Origin of the sequence: Stenotrophomonas maltophilia (genome assembly GCF_001274595.1) — a bacterium.
GTDB classification, from domain to species: Bacteria; Pseudomonadota; Gammaproteobacteria; order Xanthomonadales; family Xanthomonadaceae; genus Stenotrophomonas; species Stenotrophomonas forensis.
Genome location: NZ_CP011010.1, coordinates 4692305 through 4709155, shown reverse-complemented (window position 1 = coordinate 4709155; position 16851 = coordinate 4692305). Strand labels below are relative to the sequence as shown.

Genomic DNA, 16851 nt, shown 5'->3' with positions numbered 1-16851 from the left:
ATGGCAGGTGCAGGACGGGTCGGACACGGCCGGGTCCCTCCTCCCGGCCACGTCCCTGGCGCGTCCTGCGCCTGCAGTCACGCCATCAGCGCACCTTGCGCTCGTCCACCAGCGACGCCACCACCGACGGATCGGCCAGGGTCGAGGTGTCACCGAGCTGGTCCGGCGCGTTCTCGGCGATCTTGCGCAGGATGCGGCGCATGATCTTGCCCGAGCGGGTCTTCGGCAGGCCCGGCGCCCACTGCAGGTGGTCCGGCGTGGCGATCGGTCCGATCTCCTTGCGCACCCAGGCGACCAGTTCCTTCTGCAGTTCGTCGCTCGGTGCTTCTTCGGCCACCAGGGTCACGTAGGCGTAGATGCCCTGGCCCTTCACGTCGTGCGGGAAACCGACCACGGCCGCTTCGGCCACCTTCGGGTGCGAGACCAGCGCGCTTTCCACTTCGGCGGTGCCGATGCGGTGGCCGGACACGTTGATCACATCGTCGACGCGGCCGGTGATCCAGTAATAGCCGTCCTCGTCGCGGCGGCAACCGTCGCCGGTGAAATAGCTGCCGGGGTAGGTGCGGAAATAGGTGTCGATGAAACGCTGGTGGTCGCCGTACACCGTGCGCATCTGGCCCGGCCAGGAATCACGGATGATCAGGTTGCCCTCGGTCGGGCCGTCCTGGATCTCGCCATCGGCATTGACCAGCGCCGGCTGCACGCCGAAGAAGGGCAGGGTGGCCGAGCCCGGCTTGAGGTCCATCGCACCGGCCAGCGGCGAGATCAGGATGCCGCCGGTTTCGGTCTGCCACCAGGTATCGACGATCGGGCAGCGGCTGTCGCCGACCACTTCGTAGTACCAGCGCCAGGCTTCCGGATTGATCGGCTCGCCGACGCTGCCCAGCAGGCGCAGCGAGGCGCGCGACGTCTTCTTCACCGGCTCCTCGCCCTCGCGCATCAGCGCACGGATGGCGGTCGGAGCGGTGTAGAAGATCGACACCTTGTGCTTGTCGATCACGTTCCAGAAGCGCGAGGTATCCGGGTAGTTCGGCACGCCTTCGAACATCAGCGAGGTCGCGCCGTTGGCCAGCGGGCCGTACACGATGTAGCTGTGGCCGGTGACCCAGCCGACGTCGGCGGTGCACCAGTAGATGTCATCCTCGCGCAGGTCGAACACCGCTTCATGGGTGTAGGCCGCGTACAGCAGGTAGCCGCCGGTGGTGTGCAGCACGCCCTTCGGCTTGCCGGTGGAACCGGAGGTGTAGAGGATGAACAGCGGGTCTTCCGCGTTCATGCGCTCGGGTTCGCAGGTGGCCGGCTGGCTGTCCACCACGTCGTGGAACCAGCGGTCGCGCGGCGCCTGCATGTCCACCGCGCCGCCGGTGTGGCGCACCACCAGCACGGTTTCCACGGTATTGGTGCCGGGCAGCTTCAGCGCGGCATCGACGTTGGCCTTCAGCGGAATCTTCCGGCCGCCGCGCAGGCCTTCGTCGGCGGTGATGATCAGCTTGCTCTGGCAGTCGCTGACGCGGTCGGCGATCGAGTTCGGCGCGAAGCCACCGAACACCACCGAGTGGATCGCGCCGATGCGCGCGCAGGCCAGCATGGCCACTGCAGCGTCGACGATCATCGGCAGGTAGATGGTGACCCGGTCGCCCTTCTTGACGCCCAGGTTGCGCAGCGCGTTGCCGAGGCGGCAGGTGCGCTCGTACAGCTCGCGATAGGTCACGTGCTGGGCCGGCGCGTCGGGACCATCCGGTTCGAACAGCAGCGCGGTCTTGTTGCCGCGCGTGTCCAGCTGGCGGTCCAGGCAGTTCACGCTGGCATTGAGCTCGCCATCCTCGAACCACTTGATGTGGAAATCGGACAGGTCGTAGCTGACGTTCTTGATCTTCGTCGGCTTGCGCATCCATTGCAGGCGCTCGGCGGCCTTGCCCCAGAAACCATCCGGGTCGGTCACCGAAGCCTGGTACTGCTGTTCGTACGACGTCTTGTCGATGCGTGCCTTGGCGGCGAACTGCGGATCGACGGGGTAGATATCAGCCATGGCACCCTCACTTGCACGTTGACTTTGTATGTGCGGTCGCAGCATCGCGGCGACCGATTCCCCTCAGTTTGCCCCATCCACCCCCGGCCGCGTCACCACCCTGGTTAGACCATGGTCGAAAGTGAGCGCCCAGCAGGGCCGGGTTCGACCAATGGCGAATAGCCGCTGTGCGCGAACGCCCCGCAGTCTCGGCTCGACCGTGCCCCACGCGCGGCATCACCTTGCCACTTGGGAGAGAGGGCAACATGAGCCACCGTACGTTGAAAGCCGTGCGCACACCTTTGGCGGCCTGCCTGTTGGTCGCCCTGGTCGCACCGGGCATGGCGTTCGCAGAGACCGCCAAAGAGAAGGCACTGGAAGCACGCGTTGCCGAACTGGAACGCCAGGTCCAGCTGCTGCTGTCTTCGCAGCAACAACAACAGACCCAGATCAGCCAGACCCAGCAGGCGGTGACCGAAGTCCGCACGGTGCAGGCCGGGCAGAAGCCGGTCGCACAGGTGCCGGCCGGCAAGCAGCCGATCCAGGTCACCACCATCACCCCGGGCGCGGCGCCGGGCACTACGGTCAAGATCGGCGGCTTCATCAAGGCCGACTTCCTGGCCACCCAGACCAGCGATGGCCAGCTGGCCGACGATGCCACCGGCCGCTCGCTGTACCTGCCGGGCCAGACCCCGGTGGAAGGCGCTGGCGGCAGCGGCAAGCGTTCGGGCACCGACTTCAATGCTCATGCCAAGTTCTCGCGCTTCAACCTGGGCATCGACAACGTGAGCGAATCGGGCAACAAGGCCGGTGCGTTCTTCGAGATGGACTTCTTCGGCAACTCGCTGGGCAACCAGACCGCCACCAACACCTATGGCGTGACCCTGCGCCACGCCTACATGTACTGGAACAACTGGCTGGCCGGCCAGACCTGGTCCAACTTCATGGACGCGGCCGCGCTGCCGGAAGCGGTCGACTTCGTCGGCCCCACCGACGGCGTGATCTTCGTGCGCCAGGCCCAGGTGCGCTACACCCAGGGCGGCTTCAGCGTCGCGCTGGAAAACCCGGAGACCACCACCCTCACCGGTACCCGCAACCCGGTCACCGGCGCCTGGACCAACACCAGTGCCAACTCCGATCGCGGCAGCCTGCCTGATCTGACCCTGCGTTATGGCTGGAAGGGCGACTGGGGCACCTTCGGTGTCGGTGGCATCGTCCGCCAGCTGAAGGTCGACAACCAGGCCACCGGCGCCAAGGCCGACAAGGTGGCCGGTGGCCTGACCCTGGGCGGCAAGTGGGTGATGGGTGACAGCGATTCGCTGCACTACCAGCTGACCGGCGGCGAAGGTATCGCCCGCTACATCGGCCTGGGCATCACTGCCGACAGCGCCTACGACGTGGCCCGCGACGAGCTCAACCCGACCGGCGTGCTTGCCGGTTATGTGGGCTGGCGGCATGCGTTCTCGCCGAAGCTGCGTACCAACCTGATCTACGCGCGCAGCGACTACGACAACGACAGCGTGCTGGGCCCGCTGGTGACCAAGAGCGTGCAGAGCGTGCGCGGCAACATCTTCTACTCGCCGCTGCCCAAGGTCGATATCGGCGCCGAGCTGATGTACGGCCGCCGCGAGATCGAGAACGGCAACAAGGGTGACATCACCCGATTGCAGTTCACCACCAAGTACAGCTTCTAAGAGCGTGCCGGCCAGCGGCCGGCACCTACCGAGATGGGGTGCCGGTCATGGCCGGCACCTACCGAGATTGAGTGCCGACCAAGGTCGGCACCCACCGAGATTGAATGCCGGCCAAGGCCGGCACCCACCGAGATTGAATGCCGGCCAAGGCCGGCATCTACAGAGGGAAAACGTCCCATGTCCAGCACTGCATCAAGCCCGCACAATCCAGCGGGTACCCTGACCCAGGGCCACAAGAAGGTCATCTTCGCATCGAGCCTCGGCACGGTGTTCGAGTGGTACGACTTCTTCCTGTACGGCTCGCTCGCCGCCATCATCGCCAAGCAGTTCTTCAGTGGCGTCAATGAAACCACGGGCATGATCTTCGCCCTGCTGGCGTTCGCTGCCGGCTTCTTCGTGCGTCCGTTCGGCGCGGCCTTCTTCGGCAGCCTCGGCGACCGCATCGGCCGCAAGTACACCTTCCTGGTCACCATCCTGATCATGGGCATCTCGACCTTCCTGGTCGGCGTGCTGCCCAACTACGCCACGATCGGCTTTGCTGCCCCGGTCATCCTGATCGTGCTGCGCCTGGCCCAGGGCCTGGCGATGGGCGGTGAGTACGGCGGTGCTGCCACCTACGTGGCCGAGCACGCGCCGGACGACAAGCGTGGCCTGTACACCAGCTTCATCCAGTGCACCGCCACGCTCGGCCTGTTCATGTCGCTGCTGATCATCCTGGCCTGCCGCTATTTCCTCGGCAATGAAGCCTTTGAGGCCTGGGGCTGGCGCATCCCGTTCCTGGTCTCGATCCTGCTGCTGGGCATTTCGGTGTGGATCCGCCTGCAGCTGAGCGAGTCGCCGCTGTTCCAGCAGATGAAGGCAGAGGGCAAGGGCTCCAAGACGCCGTTCCGCGACAGCCTGAAGGGCGGCAACCTGAAGCTGATGCTGCTGGTCCTGCTCGGCGCTGCTGCCGGCCAGGCCGTGGTCTGGTACGGCGGCCAGTTCTACGCGCTGTTCTTCCTCAGCAGCATGCTGAAGGTCGATGCCACCACCTCCTACCTGCTGATCGCTGCCGCGCTGGCGCTGGGCGTGCCGTTCTTCATCTTCTTCGGCTGGCTGTCCGATCGTATCGGCCGCAAGAAGATCATCCTGGCCGGCTGCCTGCTGGCTGCCGTCACCTACATCCCGATCTTCAAGGGCCTGACCCACTTCGCCAACCCGGCCATCGAAGAAGCCCGGACCAACTCGCCGGCACTGGTCATTGCCGATCCGAATACCTGTTCCTTCCAGTTCGACCCGGTCGCCGTACGCAAGTTCACCAGCTCCTGTGACATCGCCACCGCCGCGCTGACCAAGGCCGGCGTGCCGTACGACGTGCAGCCTGCCGCTGCCGGCTCGCTGGCGATGGTGAGCGTGGGCAGCAGCCAGGTCACCTCGTATGAAGGCGCTGGCCTGAGCAAGGAAGACGGCAAGGCAAAGGCCGATGCGTTTGGTGCGGAGCTGAAGACCGCCCTGACCACGGCGGGTTACCCGGCCAAGGCCGATGGTGCACGCATCAACATCGCCGGCACGATCTTCATGCTGTGGCTGCTGGTGCTGTACGTGACCATGGTCTACGGCCCGATCGCCGCCTACCTGGTCGAACTGTTCCCGACCCGCATCCGTTACACCTCGATGTCGCTGCCGTACCACATCGGCAACGGCTGGTTCGGTGGCTTCCTGCCGGCGATCTCGTTCGCGCTGGTGGCCGGTACCGGCAACCTGTACTACGGCCTGTGGTACCCGATCGGCATCGCGCTGATGTCGGTGGTGGTGGGTGGCCTGTTCCTGCGTGAGACCAAGAACGTGGACATCACCAAGTAGGAATGATGGTCATCGGATGAAGGAGAGGCCGTGGTGCAGACCGCGGCCTTTCTGTTTATGTGCCGGCGATCGGGGTCGGATCCCTTTCGCATGCGAAAGGGCTCTGACCCAACCGCAGGACGCGCTACTCCGGGCATCCATGGCTGGGCTCAAACTGCCGCATTGAAAACGCTTCGATGCAGAACCGACGCTGCGCGCTCTCATCGCCTGCCTGGCGGATCTGCCTGCGCAACTGGTCGGCTCCCGGGCAACGCGCAGCGCGGACGACAACGAGGTTGCACACAGGAACAAACGGGAAGTGCACCTCATTGCGAGGGATGTTCAGCCTCTCGTTCCAGGCTTCGAACGGAAAGAGCAAGTACAACAGCCCGTCCACCGCTTCATCCTCGCACTACACCCTGCTCTTCAGCGCGTCAGACGCATACATTGGTGGACCTGGAGCCGCTCGGCCATGAAATATGTACGAATTTGCACATCTTCCCATCGCTCTGGAACGAGATGACGTGATTGGCGAGGAGTGGGAGGGCGTTCCTGGTCGAATTCGACAATCTGTGGCGCGTATGGCCCGAATCCGGGCAATGCGTCCACGCGCCAACTAGCATGAAGAAGCCATCCAACCAGAGCAGATCATGTTCGGCCTTCTTCTAGTTGCAGTGTCCGTCGTGGCGGCGTCATCACCGGCGACGCCCGCGAAGCGTGCAGCAGCCGACAAGGTTACTGGTGTGCGAGAAGGCATGGAGTACACACAGGTACGCAGGCTGCTGCTTGACGCAGGGTGGGTCCCGCTGGACGCAGAGTACCTGCGGCCTTGGCCGGCTTATCCGGACTATCCGGAGGTCAATTGTGGCACCGGGTGGCAAGCAACCTGCTCCGCATTCTTCTTTCGCGGTGACTATTACTTCGGGGTGGGGCTGAACCCCAAGGAGTCCCGACGCCATCTGCCCGTGGAGTGGACGTGGAGGTCGCGTGATCCGGCAGGGTTGGCACGCGACCACCGTGTTGTGAAAGCGGTCATCAGCGCGACGCGCCAGGGCAACGTGCAGATCGAGGAAAGGTCACCTGTGATCAAAGCGGCGTGCGGAACGAACAAGGTCTGGCTGTCCTGGAACAACGCAGTACCAAACGCAACATTGGTGACCTGCGACTACGGCGGTACGGCGCATGACAATTGGGGTTGGCTGGTCGAGACCGGATTGGAAGACGATGAGACGCGGGTGCGCCGTTTCTCTCTGGGCAAGGTGACCAGCGTCGCGGAGTTCAAGCGGTTTGGCGCACAGGTGCGGGATGCTTTCAGCTCGCATCCCTGGTGCTCAGGCGCCAAGCCGAAGGTGCCGCTGAATGCGGTCTTTGCAACGTTGGTGAAGACGCCCAGCCAGAGTGGAGATGTGCCGTACTGTTTCATGCCTCACTTCTTCACAGGGAACACTGGCACTCCTTTGCGGAGCATTCCGGCGGTGGACGATGTATCGCCGGACGTTCCGTGGGCAGAGGCCGGCCTGCTCGCGAGGGAGGTCGAGATCCTGCGTGACTGGAGGCGGGAGTTTGCGCCTGAGTAGCGAATCGACGCCCTCGGACACGATATTTGGGCTACACATTCTGGGGTTTCAGTGATGTTTGTTCTGAAGCGCGTGGTGCTGGCATTTCTTGTTGGCCCACCTCTGCTCTCATCTGCTGACGCTGTGGATGCCAGTGCGATCTACGGCGTCAACCACACCCACTGGGCGATCAACCGTTTCAGTGTCGATGGTCGTTCGGCCGTTGACATCATTGGCCCGTATCAAGGCGGGGCTGGAGCCTGCTGCTACGGCGCACCAGAACACTGGTATCCGGGGCTGACGGTGCGGGTTGACTGGGAAACGGGTGCCGGAAGTGCAATGGATTTTCCTGGGACAGAGGATTGGTCAAAAGTTCTGGCTTGGAGAGAAAAAATCCTGGCGCAGAAGCGCAGTCACAGCAAAGTCGTCCCCGTCCCGGATTACACCGGCCAGGAAGTCTGCGGCATCACCGTGCATTTCCTGCCCTGTGATGAGATTCAGGCCACTACCTCCTGTTACGCCTACGGCAGCCCCGAGTACCCGATCAAGATTCCGCTTGAGTTGCCAGAACCGCAGTCATGCCCGGCGGAACGTACCGACCGGCAGAAGGCCCAGTGATGGGCGCGTTCATTGGGAAGGGTGCACGCATGCACGTTGGTGCCGAGGTTCCCGAATGAGGCCATGCGCCACCGCGTGAAGGTTGGCATGCGAGCCAAGCACGGCTCGACCCTACAATCGGCCCATGACCACCCTTACTCCGGCCGATCTCCCCGCCATCATGCACACCCTGCGCAGCGCATGGCAGGCGCAGCGCCCCACGCTCGACCAGCGCGAGAATGACCTGCGCCGCCTGCGCGAGGCGCTGAAGCTGCGCCTGGACGAGATGACGCAGGCCATCGCCGAGGACTTCGGCCACCGCGCCCATGTTGAATCGAAACTGGCCGACGGCATGAGCGTGCTGTCGGCCATCGACCATCTGCGCCGCCACCTGCGGCGCTGGTCGAAGCCGCAGCGGGTCGGTGCCGGTTGGCGACTGTGGCCGGCGCGCGCGCAGCTGCGGCCGACGCCGCTGGGCGTGGTCGGGGTGATCTCGCCCTGGAACTACCCGGTCACGCTGGCACTGGTGCCGCTGGCCACCGCCATCGCCGCCGGCAACCACGTGCTGCTGAAGCCTTCGGAACACACCCCGCGCACCAGTGCATTCCTGGCCGATCTGCTGGCCAGCGTGTTCCCGCCCGATCGGGTGGCGGTGGTGCAGGGTGGGGCGGACGTGGCCGCGGCGGTGTCCTCGCTGCCGCTGGACCATCTGCTGTTCACCGGCTCGACGGCGGTGGGCCGCAAGGTGATGGCTGCTGCCGCCGAGCATCTGGTACCGGTCACGCTGGAGCTGGGCGGCAAATCCCCGGCCATCGTCTGCCGCGATTTCCCTCTGGATAAGGCTGCTGCGCGGCTGGCCACCGGCAAGTGGTTCAACGCCGGCCAGACCTGCATCGCGCCGGACTACGTGCTGATCGACACCGCACGCCAGCGCGAGTTCGTGCAGGCGCTGCAGCAGCAGGTACGCGAGCGCTACGGCGACTTCAGCGATGCCGACGATTACACACGCATCATCAACGAAGGACAGTACCGGCGCCTGCAGGGTTATCTGGCGCAGGCGCGCGAACGCGGCGTGCCGGTCATTCCGCTGGCGCAGGTGGATGAGGCGCGCGCCGACCGCGAGCGCCTGCTGGTGCCGACCGTGGTGCTGGACCCGCCGGACGACCTGGAGCTGATGCGCGAGGAGATCTTTGGCCCGATCCTGCCGGTACGGGCCTACCCGGATCTGGATGCCGCGTTGACCGACGTGCTGTCCCGCGATCGGCCGCTGGCGCTGTATCCCTTCAGCCATGACAAAGCGACGGTGGAGCGCATCCTCGGCCAGGTGGTGGCCGGTGGGGTGACGGTCAACGACACGCTGCTGCATTTCGCGGCCGATGGCCTGCCGTTCGGCGGGGTAGGGGCAAGCGGCATGGGCGCGTACCACGGCCGGGCCGGGTTCGATGCGATGAGCAAGCGGCTGCCGGTGCTGTGGCAGTCGCGCTGGGCGGCCAGCGATCGGTTGCGGCCGCCGTACTCGAAGATTGCCGGGTTGTTGAAGTTCCTCGTGCGGTAGTGCCGGCGGGGGTCATGGGGTTGCCGGCCAGCGGCCGGCACTACCGGTAGGTGCCAACCCGCGCGGCCCCTTCCGGTAGGTGCCAACCTTGGTTGGCACGCGTGAACCCCAAGCGCCAACCAGGGTTGGCGTCTACCAAACCCGGGCCGGGTAGAATGCCCACATGAAGATCGCCTCGTGGAACGTCAATTCGCTCAATGTCCGCCTGCCGCACCTGGAGCAGTGGCTCAAGGCGTTCGGCCCGGACATCGTCGGTATCCAGGAAACCAAGCTGGAGGACCACAAGTTCCCCGATTCGGCGCTGATCGCCGCCGGCTACCGCAGCGTGTTCGCCGGCCAGAAGACCTACAACGGCGTGGCGCTGCTGTCGCGTGAGCCGGCGCAGGACGTGCAGATCGGCATTCCCGGCTTCGAGGACGAGCAGAAGCGTGTCATCGCCGGCACCTTCGGCGACCTGCGGGTGATCAACCTGTACGTGGTCAACGGCCAGGACATCGGTACCGACAAGTACGAGTACAAGCTGCGCTGGCTGGAGGCGGTGCATGCCTGGATCGCCGAAGAACTGCAGCGGCACCCGAAGCTGATCGTGATGGGCGACTTCAACATCGCCCCGGACGCGCGCGACGTGCACGACCCGGAGGTGTGGAACGAAAACCACATCCTGACCTCCACCGCCGAGCGCGGCGCGCTGAACAAGCTGCTGCAGCTGGGCCTGCACGATGGCTTCCGCCTGCACAACGACGAGGCGGGCACCTTCAGCTGGTGGGACTACCGTGCCGCCGGCTTCCGCCGCAACCTCGGCCTGCGCATCGACCTGACCCTGGTCTCCGACGCGCTGAAGCGCAGTGCGGTGGCCTCGGGCATCGACCGCGAGCCGCGTACCTGGGAACGCCCGAGCGACCATGCGCCGGCATGGGTGGAAGTAGCGTCGAGCTTGCTCGACGGATCTCCCATGCAGTCGAGCAAGCTCGACTCCACAGAACGGGGGCCCGACGATTGCCGGGCCCCTTGTGATGCGTCTGCCGGCCAGCGACCGGCACGACCGCCGCGTCAGCGTATGCTCTTGCGGGTGAACAGGTTGACGATCGCCAGCAGGATCACCGCACCGATCAGCGAGAACAGGAAGGTGCGGATGGTGATCGCTTCGTTGATGCCGCCGCCGAACAGCCAGCCGGAAATCAGCGCGCCGACGATGCCGACCACGATGTTGAGGATGATGCCCTGCTGGGCGTCGCGCTTCATGATGATGCTGGCCAGCCAGCCTACGATGCCGCCGACGATCAGCCAGATGATGATGCCCATGATCGAACCTCCGGTGGGAAACTGTGACCAGTTGACGCGCATGGCTGTGAACCCGTCGTGCAATTGCGTGATGGGCGCGTGCGGATGAGCCTGCCAGCCACCCTCGACGGCCCGTGGCGCTTCGGCCCGGTGACGGTCTGGCGGCGCACCCACGTGCCCGGCCACCGCGGTGAACCGCAGGCGCGGCAGGTGCTGGCGCAGGCGCTGGGGGCCGAACCGGAGGCGCTGCCGCTGGTGCGCGACGGCAAGGGGCGGCCTGAACTGACCGGCGCACTGGCCCATTACGGCACCGGCTGGAGCCACAGCGGCGAGGTGCTGCTGGTGGCGCTGGGCGAGGGCGTGCGGCTGGGCGTGGACCTTGAGCTGCTGCGGCCGCGACCACGCCTGCTGGAGATCGTGCGGCGCTTCTTCCACCCCGAGGAAGTGGCCTGGCTGGAACGCCTGGACGAGGCCGGGCGCGAGCACTGGTTCTTCCGCGTGTGGTGCGCCAAGGAAGCGATGCTGAAAGCCCACGGCCAAGGCATCTCGTTCGGCCTGCACCGGCTGCAGCTGGCCCCCGGCAATGACGGCGCCCTGCACCTGCGCTGGTGCGACCCGGAACTGGGCGAGGCCGCGCGCTGGCACCTGCACGAATGGCAGGCCAGCGGGCAGTTCCGCGCGGCATTGGCCTGGTATCCGCACTGAAGCGGGGAATCAGCGCGCAAAACCGGCGATAATGCCGGCATGAGCGAACACCCACTTCCCGCCAGCGTGACTGCCACGCTGGAACAGGGCCTGGCCAGCATGGGCCTGGATGCCGCGCTGGCACCGCCGCTGCTGCGCTACCTGGCCCTGCTGCACCGCTGGAACGGCACCTACAACCTCACCGCCATCCGCGACCCGCAGGAGATGGTCACCCGCCACCTGCTCGACTCGCTGGCGATGCAGCCGTTCGTGGCCGATGGCAGCCTGGCCGACCTCGGCACCGGCCCCGGGCTGCCCGGCATCCCGCTGGCCATCGCCTGCCCGGGCCTGCAGGTCACCCTGGTCGAGAGCAACGGCAAGAAGGCGCGCTTCATGCGCGAGGCCGTGCGCCAGCTCGGCCTGGGCAACGCCCGCGTGGCCGAATCACGCGCCGAGGCGCTGGACGAGGCCGGCCGTTACGACCAGCTGACCGCGCGCGCGATGGACACCCTGGCCGGCATCGTCCGCGTTGGCGGCCACCTGCTGCGCCCCGGTGGCGTGTTGCTGGCCATGAAGGGCGTCTATCCCCATGAAGAGATCGCGGACCTGCCGGAAGGCTGGCAGGTGCGTGAGGTGACCCCGCTGAGCGTGCCCGGCCTGGCCGGCGAACGCCACCTGGTCACGGTTACAGGCCCCTGATTACCGCCGCCAGCCCCTTGTGGAACAACGGGTTGGCGATTCACGATTTCCGCAAGGGGCCGGTTGTACGCATAATGACCGGTCCCAGCACACGTCGACGAGGCACACCCGCATGGCCCGCATCATCGCCATCGCCAACCAGAAGGGTGGCGTCGGCAAGACCACGACCGCCGTCAACCTGGCCGCTTCCCTGGCCAACGCACCCAAGCGCGTGCTGCTGGTCGATCTGGACTCGCAGGGCAACGCGACCATGGGCAGTGGCGTGGACAAGCGCGAGCTGGCTGCCTCCACCTGCGATCTGCTGCTTGGCGAGAACAGTGCTGCCGACGTGCGCGTGCAGGCCGCCGAGGGCTACGACCTGCTGCCCGGCAACATCGACCTGACCGCCGCCGAGATCCAGCTGATGGGTGAGAGCGAGCGCGAGCAGCGCCTGAAGCGCGCGCTGGCGCCGATCCGCGACGAGTACGACTACATCCTGATCGACTGCCCGCCGGCGCTGTCGCTGCTGACGCTCAACGCGCTGGCCGCCGCCGATTCGGTGATCGTGCCGATGCAGTGCGAGTACTACGCGCTGGAAGGCCTGAGCGCGCTGGTGGAGACCATCGAAGCGCTGCGTACCAGCCTGAACCCGGCGCTGGAGATCGAAGGCGTGCTGCGCACCATGTTCGATGTGCGCAACAACCTGGCCAACGCGGTCTCGGCCGAGCTCACCGAGCACTTCGGCGACCGCGTGTTCCGCACCATCGTGCCGCGCAACGTGCGCCTGGCCGAGGCGCCCAGCCATGGCCAGAGCATCGTCGGCTACGACCGCGCCTCGCGCGGTGGCGTGGCCTACCTGGGCCTGGCCGGCGAGATCATCCGCCGCAACAACGAACGCAACAAGGCCGCCAAGGCCGTGGAGACCGTCTGATGACCAGCAGCAAGCCGGCAGCCAAGAAGCGAGGCCTCGGCCGTGGCCTGGATGCGCTGCTCGGTCCCAAGGGCGCGGTCAGCCAGGTGCAGGCCACCACCGCGGTGATCGAGCCGCTGCCGGGCGAAGTGCTGCGCAAGCTGGCCGTCGGCCAGCTGCAGCCGGGCAAGTACCAGCCGCGCCGCGAGATGGACGAGGGCAAGCTGTCCGAGCTGGCCGATTCGATCAAGTCGCAGGGCGTGATCCAGCCGATCCTGGTGCGCCAGCTGCCGGCGGGCAACTACGAAATCGTCGCCGGTGAACGCCGCTGGCGCGCCTCGCAGCTGGCCGGCCTGGACGAAGTGCCGGTGGTGGTGCGCGAGCTGGAAGACCGCACCGTCATCGCGATGGCGCTGATCGAGAACATCCAGCGTGAAGACCTCAACCCGCTGGAAGAAGCCGAAGCGCTGCAACGCCTCATCAGCGAATTCACCCTGACCCATGCCGAGGCCGCCGAGGCCGTCGGCCGCTCGCGCGCGGCGGTGTCCAACCTGCTGCGCCTGCTGGAGCTGCCGGTGGCAATCCGCCTGCTGCTGGAAACCCGCCGCCTGGAAATGGGCCATGCCCGCGCGCTGCTGACCCTGGCCCCCGAGCTGGCCGGCAAGCTGGCGCAGGAAGCGGCCGACGAAGGCTGGTCGGTGCGCGAGGTCGAGCGCCGTGCGCAGGCCTTCGCCGCTGGCAAGGTGCCGAGCAACCGCCCGGTGGCCACGCCGAAGGTGCAGCAGGCCGACATCGCCTCGCTGGAAACCGAGCTGTCCGAAGCGCTGGGTGCCAAGGTGGCGATCAACCACGGCCGCGGCGGCAAGGGCAAGCTGATCATCCATTACACCGATCTGGACACCCTGGACGGCGTGCTGGAAAAGCTGCGTACGCGCCAGGGCTGAGCCCGGCGCAGCAACGGGGGACGCGGCCCGTTCCTGCCGTTTCCCGTGAATGACAGGGAACGCACCGCCGCGCGCCCCGGGGCCTGCACTGTGCTCTGGCCCGTGGCCTCATCCAGGGAGCAGGACATGAGCAACGCATTCGACGACGTCAGCCCGGGCGGCAGCCCGATCATGGTGCACAGCCGCCAGAAGGACTTCACGCCGGCGCAGGGCGAAGAACACATCGAGGCGATCAGCGCGCACATCGAGCGCCATCTGGGCCCGGTGTCCGGCGTCTTCCACGAGATCATCTCCGACCTGGTGCACATCGACGTGCACGTGGTGCCGGCCAATGAGCAGTTCCCGTACCTGCGGCTGGTGACCTCCGGCATGAGCGACCTGCCGATGACCGTGCCCGCCGAGGTGGATGCGGACGTGCCGCGCTACATGGAGCTGATGGTGACCCTGCCGGCCGACTGGCCGATCTCGCAGGACGCCTTCGAGGACGAGCGCAACTACTGGCCGGTGCGCCTGCTGAAGGGAATGGCGCGGCTGCCGCACGAGTACGACACCTGGCTGGGCTTCGGCCACACCATCCCCAACGGCCACCCCAGCGAGCCCTATGCGCCGGGCGTGGGTTTCGACGGTGCCATCGTGCTGCCGCCGGTGACCACCCCGGAAGACTTCGCCGAACTGGTGCTCGAGGACGGCAAGACCATCGCCTTCATGGCCCTCATGCCGCTGTACCCGGAAGAGATGGACCTGAAGCTGAAAAAGGGCGCCGAAGCACTGCTCGACCGCTTCGATGCGAAGAACATCCAGGACGTGATCGAACCCGGCCGCAGCAATGTGGCCAAGAAGCGTTTCGGGCTGTTCTGAGCCCGCAGCGTATCCTCTGCACCTGTACTCATTGATTTCCAGGCAACTGCAATGACCCTCCTGCTCACCGGCGCTGCCGGCTTCATCGGTGCCTACACCGCCCGCGCGCTGCTGGAGGCTGGCCAGCCGGTGGTCGGCCTGGACAACTTCAACGACTACTACGACCCGCAGATCAAGCGCGACCGCGTGGCCGCGCTGTGCCCGACGCTGGACCTGCGCACGCTGGACCTGACCGACCGCGATGGCCTGGCCGCGCTGTTTGATGAGGTGCAGCCGACCGCAGTGATCCACCTGGCCGCGCAGGCCGGCGTGCGCTATTCGCTGGAAAACCCGCATGCCTACGTCGACAGCAACCTGGTCGGCTTCGTCAACATGCTCGAACTGTGCCGCCACCGTGGCGTGCAGCACCTGGTGTATGCGTCGAGCAGCTCGGTCTATGGCGACTCGGCCACGCCGCCGTTCTCCGAAGACCAGCGCGTGGACCAGCCACGCTCGCTGTACGCGGCGACCAAGGCCGCCAACGAGCTGATGGCCTACACCTACGCTCAGCTGTACGGCCTGCATGCCACCGGCCTGCGCTTCTTCACCGTGTATGGCCCGTGGGGCCGGCCGGACATGGCGCCGCTGCTGTTCTCGCGCGCAGTGCTGGCCGGTCGGTCGATCGATGTGTTCAACGAAGGCCGCATGCAGCGCGATTTCACACATGTCTCCGACATCGTGTCCGGTATCCTTGGCGCCCTCGCGCATCCGGCCGACGGTCCGGTGCCGCACCGGGTGTTCAACCTCGGCAACCATACGCCGGTCGAGCTGGAGCGCTTCATCGGCGTGATCGAGCAGGCTGCCGGCCGCCCCGCGCAGAAGGTCTACAAGCCCATGCAGCCCGGCGACATGGTGCGCACGATGGCCGATACCCGGCGCGCCCATGATGCCTTCGGCTTCGACGCGGTGACCCCGATCGAAGTGGGATTGCCACCCGTCGTGGAATGGTGCCGCGAGTACTTTGGTGATCGCGCCTGAGGACGGATCCTCACGCCGCCGGGTTCATCTTCGGATAACCTCGGTTTCGGAGAATGCGCGGTCTTTGTCCCCCTTTGGCCGAGTGCCTTATGAGCCAACCCGAGCTTTCCGTTGTCGTCCCCGTGTTCAACGAGCGCGACAATGTCACCCCGCTGGTCACCGAAATCACCGCGGCGCTGCGTGGCCGGGTACCGTTCGAGATCGTCTACATCGATGACCACTCGCGCGATGACACCCTGGCCGTCCTGCAGGGCCTGAAGGCGACCACGCCGGAACTGCGGGTGCTGCACCACGTGAACCAGAGCGGGCAGAGCACCGCCGTGCGCACCGGCGTCAAGCATGCGCGGGCGCCGTGGATCGCCACCCTGGATGGCGATGGCCAGAACGATCCGGCCGACATTCCCAAGCTGCTGGCCGCGCGCGATGCGGCCGAGGCGCAGGTGAAGCTGTTTGCCGGCTGGCGCGTCAACCGCCAGGACAGCGGCAGCAAGCGCTGGGCTAGCCGCTGGGCCAATGCGATCCGCGCGCGCATGCTGCGCGATGACACGCCCGACACCGGCTGCGGTATCAAGCTGTTCGAGCGCAACGCCTTCCTCGACCTGCCGTACTTCGACCACATGCACCGCTACCTGCCGGCGCTGATGCAGCGTGCCGGCTGGAAGACCACCAGCGTGCCGGTCAACCACCGCCACCGTACCGCCGGCGTGTCCAAGTACAACAACCTGGGCCGCGCGCTGGTCGGCATCCGCGACCTGCGCGGCGTGGCCTGGCTGATCACCCGTAGCAAGCGCACCGCGGTGGAAGAGCGGTGATGGGCCTGGCACTGCACTGGCTCGACCAGCCGCTGACCTGGCTGTACTGGACCGGCCTGCACGTGACCGGTTGGAAGCTGATCGGCTATACCGGCGCGCTGATGTTCGGCGGCCGCTGGCTGGTCCAGTTCATCGCCTCCAAGCGTGCCGGCAAGCCGGTCATCCCGCGCCTGTTCTGGTACATGAGCGTGGTCGGCAGCCTGATGACGCTGAGCTACTTCCTGTTCTCGGCCAAGCAGGACTCGGTGGGCGTGCTGCAGAACCTGTTCCCGGCGTTCACCGCGCTGTACAGCCTGCAGCTGGACATCAAGCACCGGGGCTGGAAGCGGGACAGGGCCAGCCACTGAGGCGCCCGGGGCCCCCATCCGGTGGGTGCCGACCTTGGTCGGCACATGTGTATCCGGGCCCGGCGCATCCACGCATGGCGTGGATCTAC

15 protein-coding genes and 1 pseudogene are annotated in these 16851 nt (G+C 66.3%); 14 read left to right on the top strand and 2 right to left on the bottom strand.

Going from position 1 to position 16851, the window contains the following annotated elements:
* Positions 1 to 85 precede the first annotated feature (85 nt).
* Positions 86 to 2029, bottom strand: a complete 1944-nt coding sequence (acs, locus tag VN11_RS21300) for an acetate--CoA ligase (protein ID WP_053451174.1) — start codon at positions 2027 to 2029, stop codon at positions 86 to 88.
* 245 nt (positions 2030 to 2274) lie between these two features.
* On the opposite strand from acs, the gene VN11_RS21295 reads away from it, so the two are divergent.
* The 6 genes and pseudogenes from VN11_RS21295 to xth all read left to right on the top strand — a co-directional run.
* A complete protein-coding gene (locus tag VN11_RS21295) occupies positions 2275 to 3702 on the top strand; it encodes a DcaP family trimeric outer membrane transporter (RefSeq protein WP_053451173.1) in 1428 nt (475 codons plus the stop codon).
* Positions 3703 to 3879: 177 nt separating this feature from the next.
* Entirely contained in the window at positions 3880 to 5544 is a 1665-nt protein-coding gene (locus VN11_RS21290; RefSeq protein WP_053451172.1) for an MFS transporter, read from the top strand.
* 629 nt (positions 5545 to 6173) lie between these two features.
* Entirely contained in the window at positions 6174 to 7100 is a 927-nt protein-coding gene (locus VN11_RS21280; protein WP_148565004.1) for a hypothetical protein, read from the top strand.
* 54 nt (positions 7101 to 7154) lie between these two features.
* Positions 7155 to 7697 carry a DUF3304 domain-containing protein gene (locus VN11_RS22055; protein WP_080374987.1) on the top strand — a complete coding sequence of 181 codons (543 nt, stop codon included), beginning with the start codon at positions 7155 to 7157 and terminating at the stop codon, positions 7695 to 7697.
* A gap of 124 nt (positions 7698 to 7821) precedes the next feature.
* Positions 7822 to 9231 (top strand): coniferyl aldehyde dehydrogenase, encoded by a 1410-nt coding sequence (locus VN11_RS21270; protein WP_053451169.1) that lies wholly within the window; start codon positions 7822 to 7824, stop codon positions 9229 to 9231.
* A gap of 163 nt (positions 9232 to 9394) precedes the next feature.
* Positions 9395 to 10159 (top strand): annotated as a pseudogene (gene xth / locus VN11_RS21265) (exodeoxyribonuclease III); the annotation flags it as partial.
* A 122-nt stretch (positions 10160 to 10281) separates the two neighbouring features.
* Here xth and VN11_RS22050 read toward each other — a convergent pair.
* Positions 10282 to 10533 carry a GlsB/YeaQ/YmgE family stress response membrane protein gene (locus tag VN11_RS22050; RefSeq protein WP_005411656.1) on the bottom strand — a complete coding sequence of 84 codons (252 nt, stop codon included), beginning with the start codon at positions 10531 to 10533 and terminating at the stop codon, positions 10282 to 10284.
* Between the two features lie 84 nt (positions 10534 to 10617).
* Between VN11_RS22050 and VN11_RS21260 the strand changes: the two genes are divergently transcribed.
* From VN11_RS21260 to VN11_RS21225, 8 genes are all read left to right on the top strand, one after another.
* Positions 10618 to 11217: a 4'-phosphopantetheinyl transferase family protein gene (locus tag VN11_RS21260; protein WP_053451168.1), complete on the top strand. Its 600-nt coding sequence runs from the start codon at positions 10618 to 10620 to the stop codon at positions 11215 to 11217.
* Positions 11218 to 11256: 39 nt separating this feature from the next.
* Positions 11257 to 11895, top strand: coding sequence for a 16S rRNA (guanine(527)-N(7))-methyltransferase RsmG (rsmG, locus tag VN11_RS21255; protein ID WP_008267674.1), 639 nt, complete (start codon positions 11257 to 11259; stop codon positions 11893 to 11895).
* Between the two features lie 112 nt (positions 11896 to 12007).
* Positions 12008 to 12805, top strand: a complete 798-nt coding sequence (locus VN11_RS21250; protein ID WP_006476989.1) for a ParA family protein — start codon at positions 12008 to 12010, stop codon at positions 12803 to 12805.
* Positions 12805 to 13728 (top strand): ParB/RepB/Spo0J family partition protein, encoded by a 924-nt coding sequence (locus VN11_RS21245; protein ID WP_008267278.1) that lies wholly within the window; start codon positions 12805 to 12807, stop codon positions 13726 to 13728. The genes VN11_RS21250 and VN11_RS21245 overlap by 1 nt, the downstream gene beginning before the upstream one ends.
* Before the next feature lie 126 nt (positions 13729 to 13854).
* On the top strand, positions 13855 to 14586 hold the full coding sequence (locus VN11_RS21240; protein WP_053451167.1) for a suppressor of fused domain protein: 732 nt from the start codon (positions 13855 to 13857) through the stop codon (positions 14584 to 14586).
* A gap of 51 nt (positions 14587 to 14637) precedes the next feature.
* Positions 14638 to 15603, top strand: coding sequence for an NAD-dependent epimerase/dehydratase family protein (locus VN11_RS21235; protein ID WP_053451166.1), 966 nt, complete (start codon positions 14638 to 14640; stop codon positions 15601 to 15603).
* Positions 15604 to 15692: 89 nt separating this feature from the next.
* Positions 15693 to 16415, top strand: a complete 723-nt coding sequence (locus tag VN11_RS21230) for a glycosyltransferase family 2 protein (RefSeq protein WP_053451165.1) — start codon at positions 15693 to 15695, stop codon at positions 16413 to 16415.
* Positions 16415 to 16762: a lipid-A-disaccharide synthase N-terminal domain-containing protein gene (locus VN11_RS21225; protein WP_006476984.1), complete on the top strand. Its 348-nt coding sequence runs from the start codon at positions 16415 to 16417 to the stop codon at positions 16760 to 16762. Before VN11_RS21230 ends, VN11_RS21225 begins: the two co-directional genes overlap by 1 nt.
* The last annotated feature ends 89 nt before the right edge of the window (positions 16763 to 16851 follow it).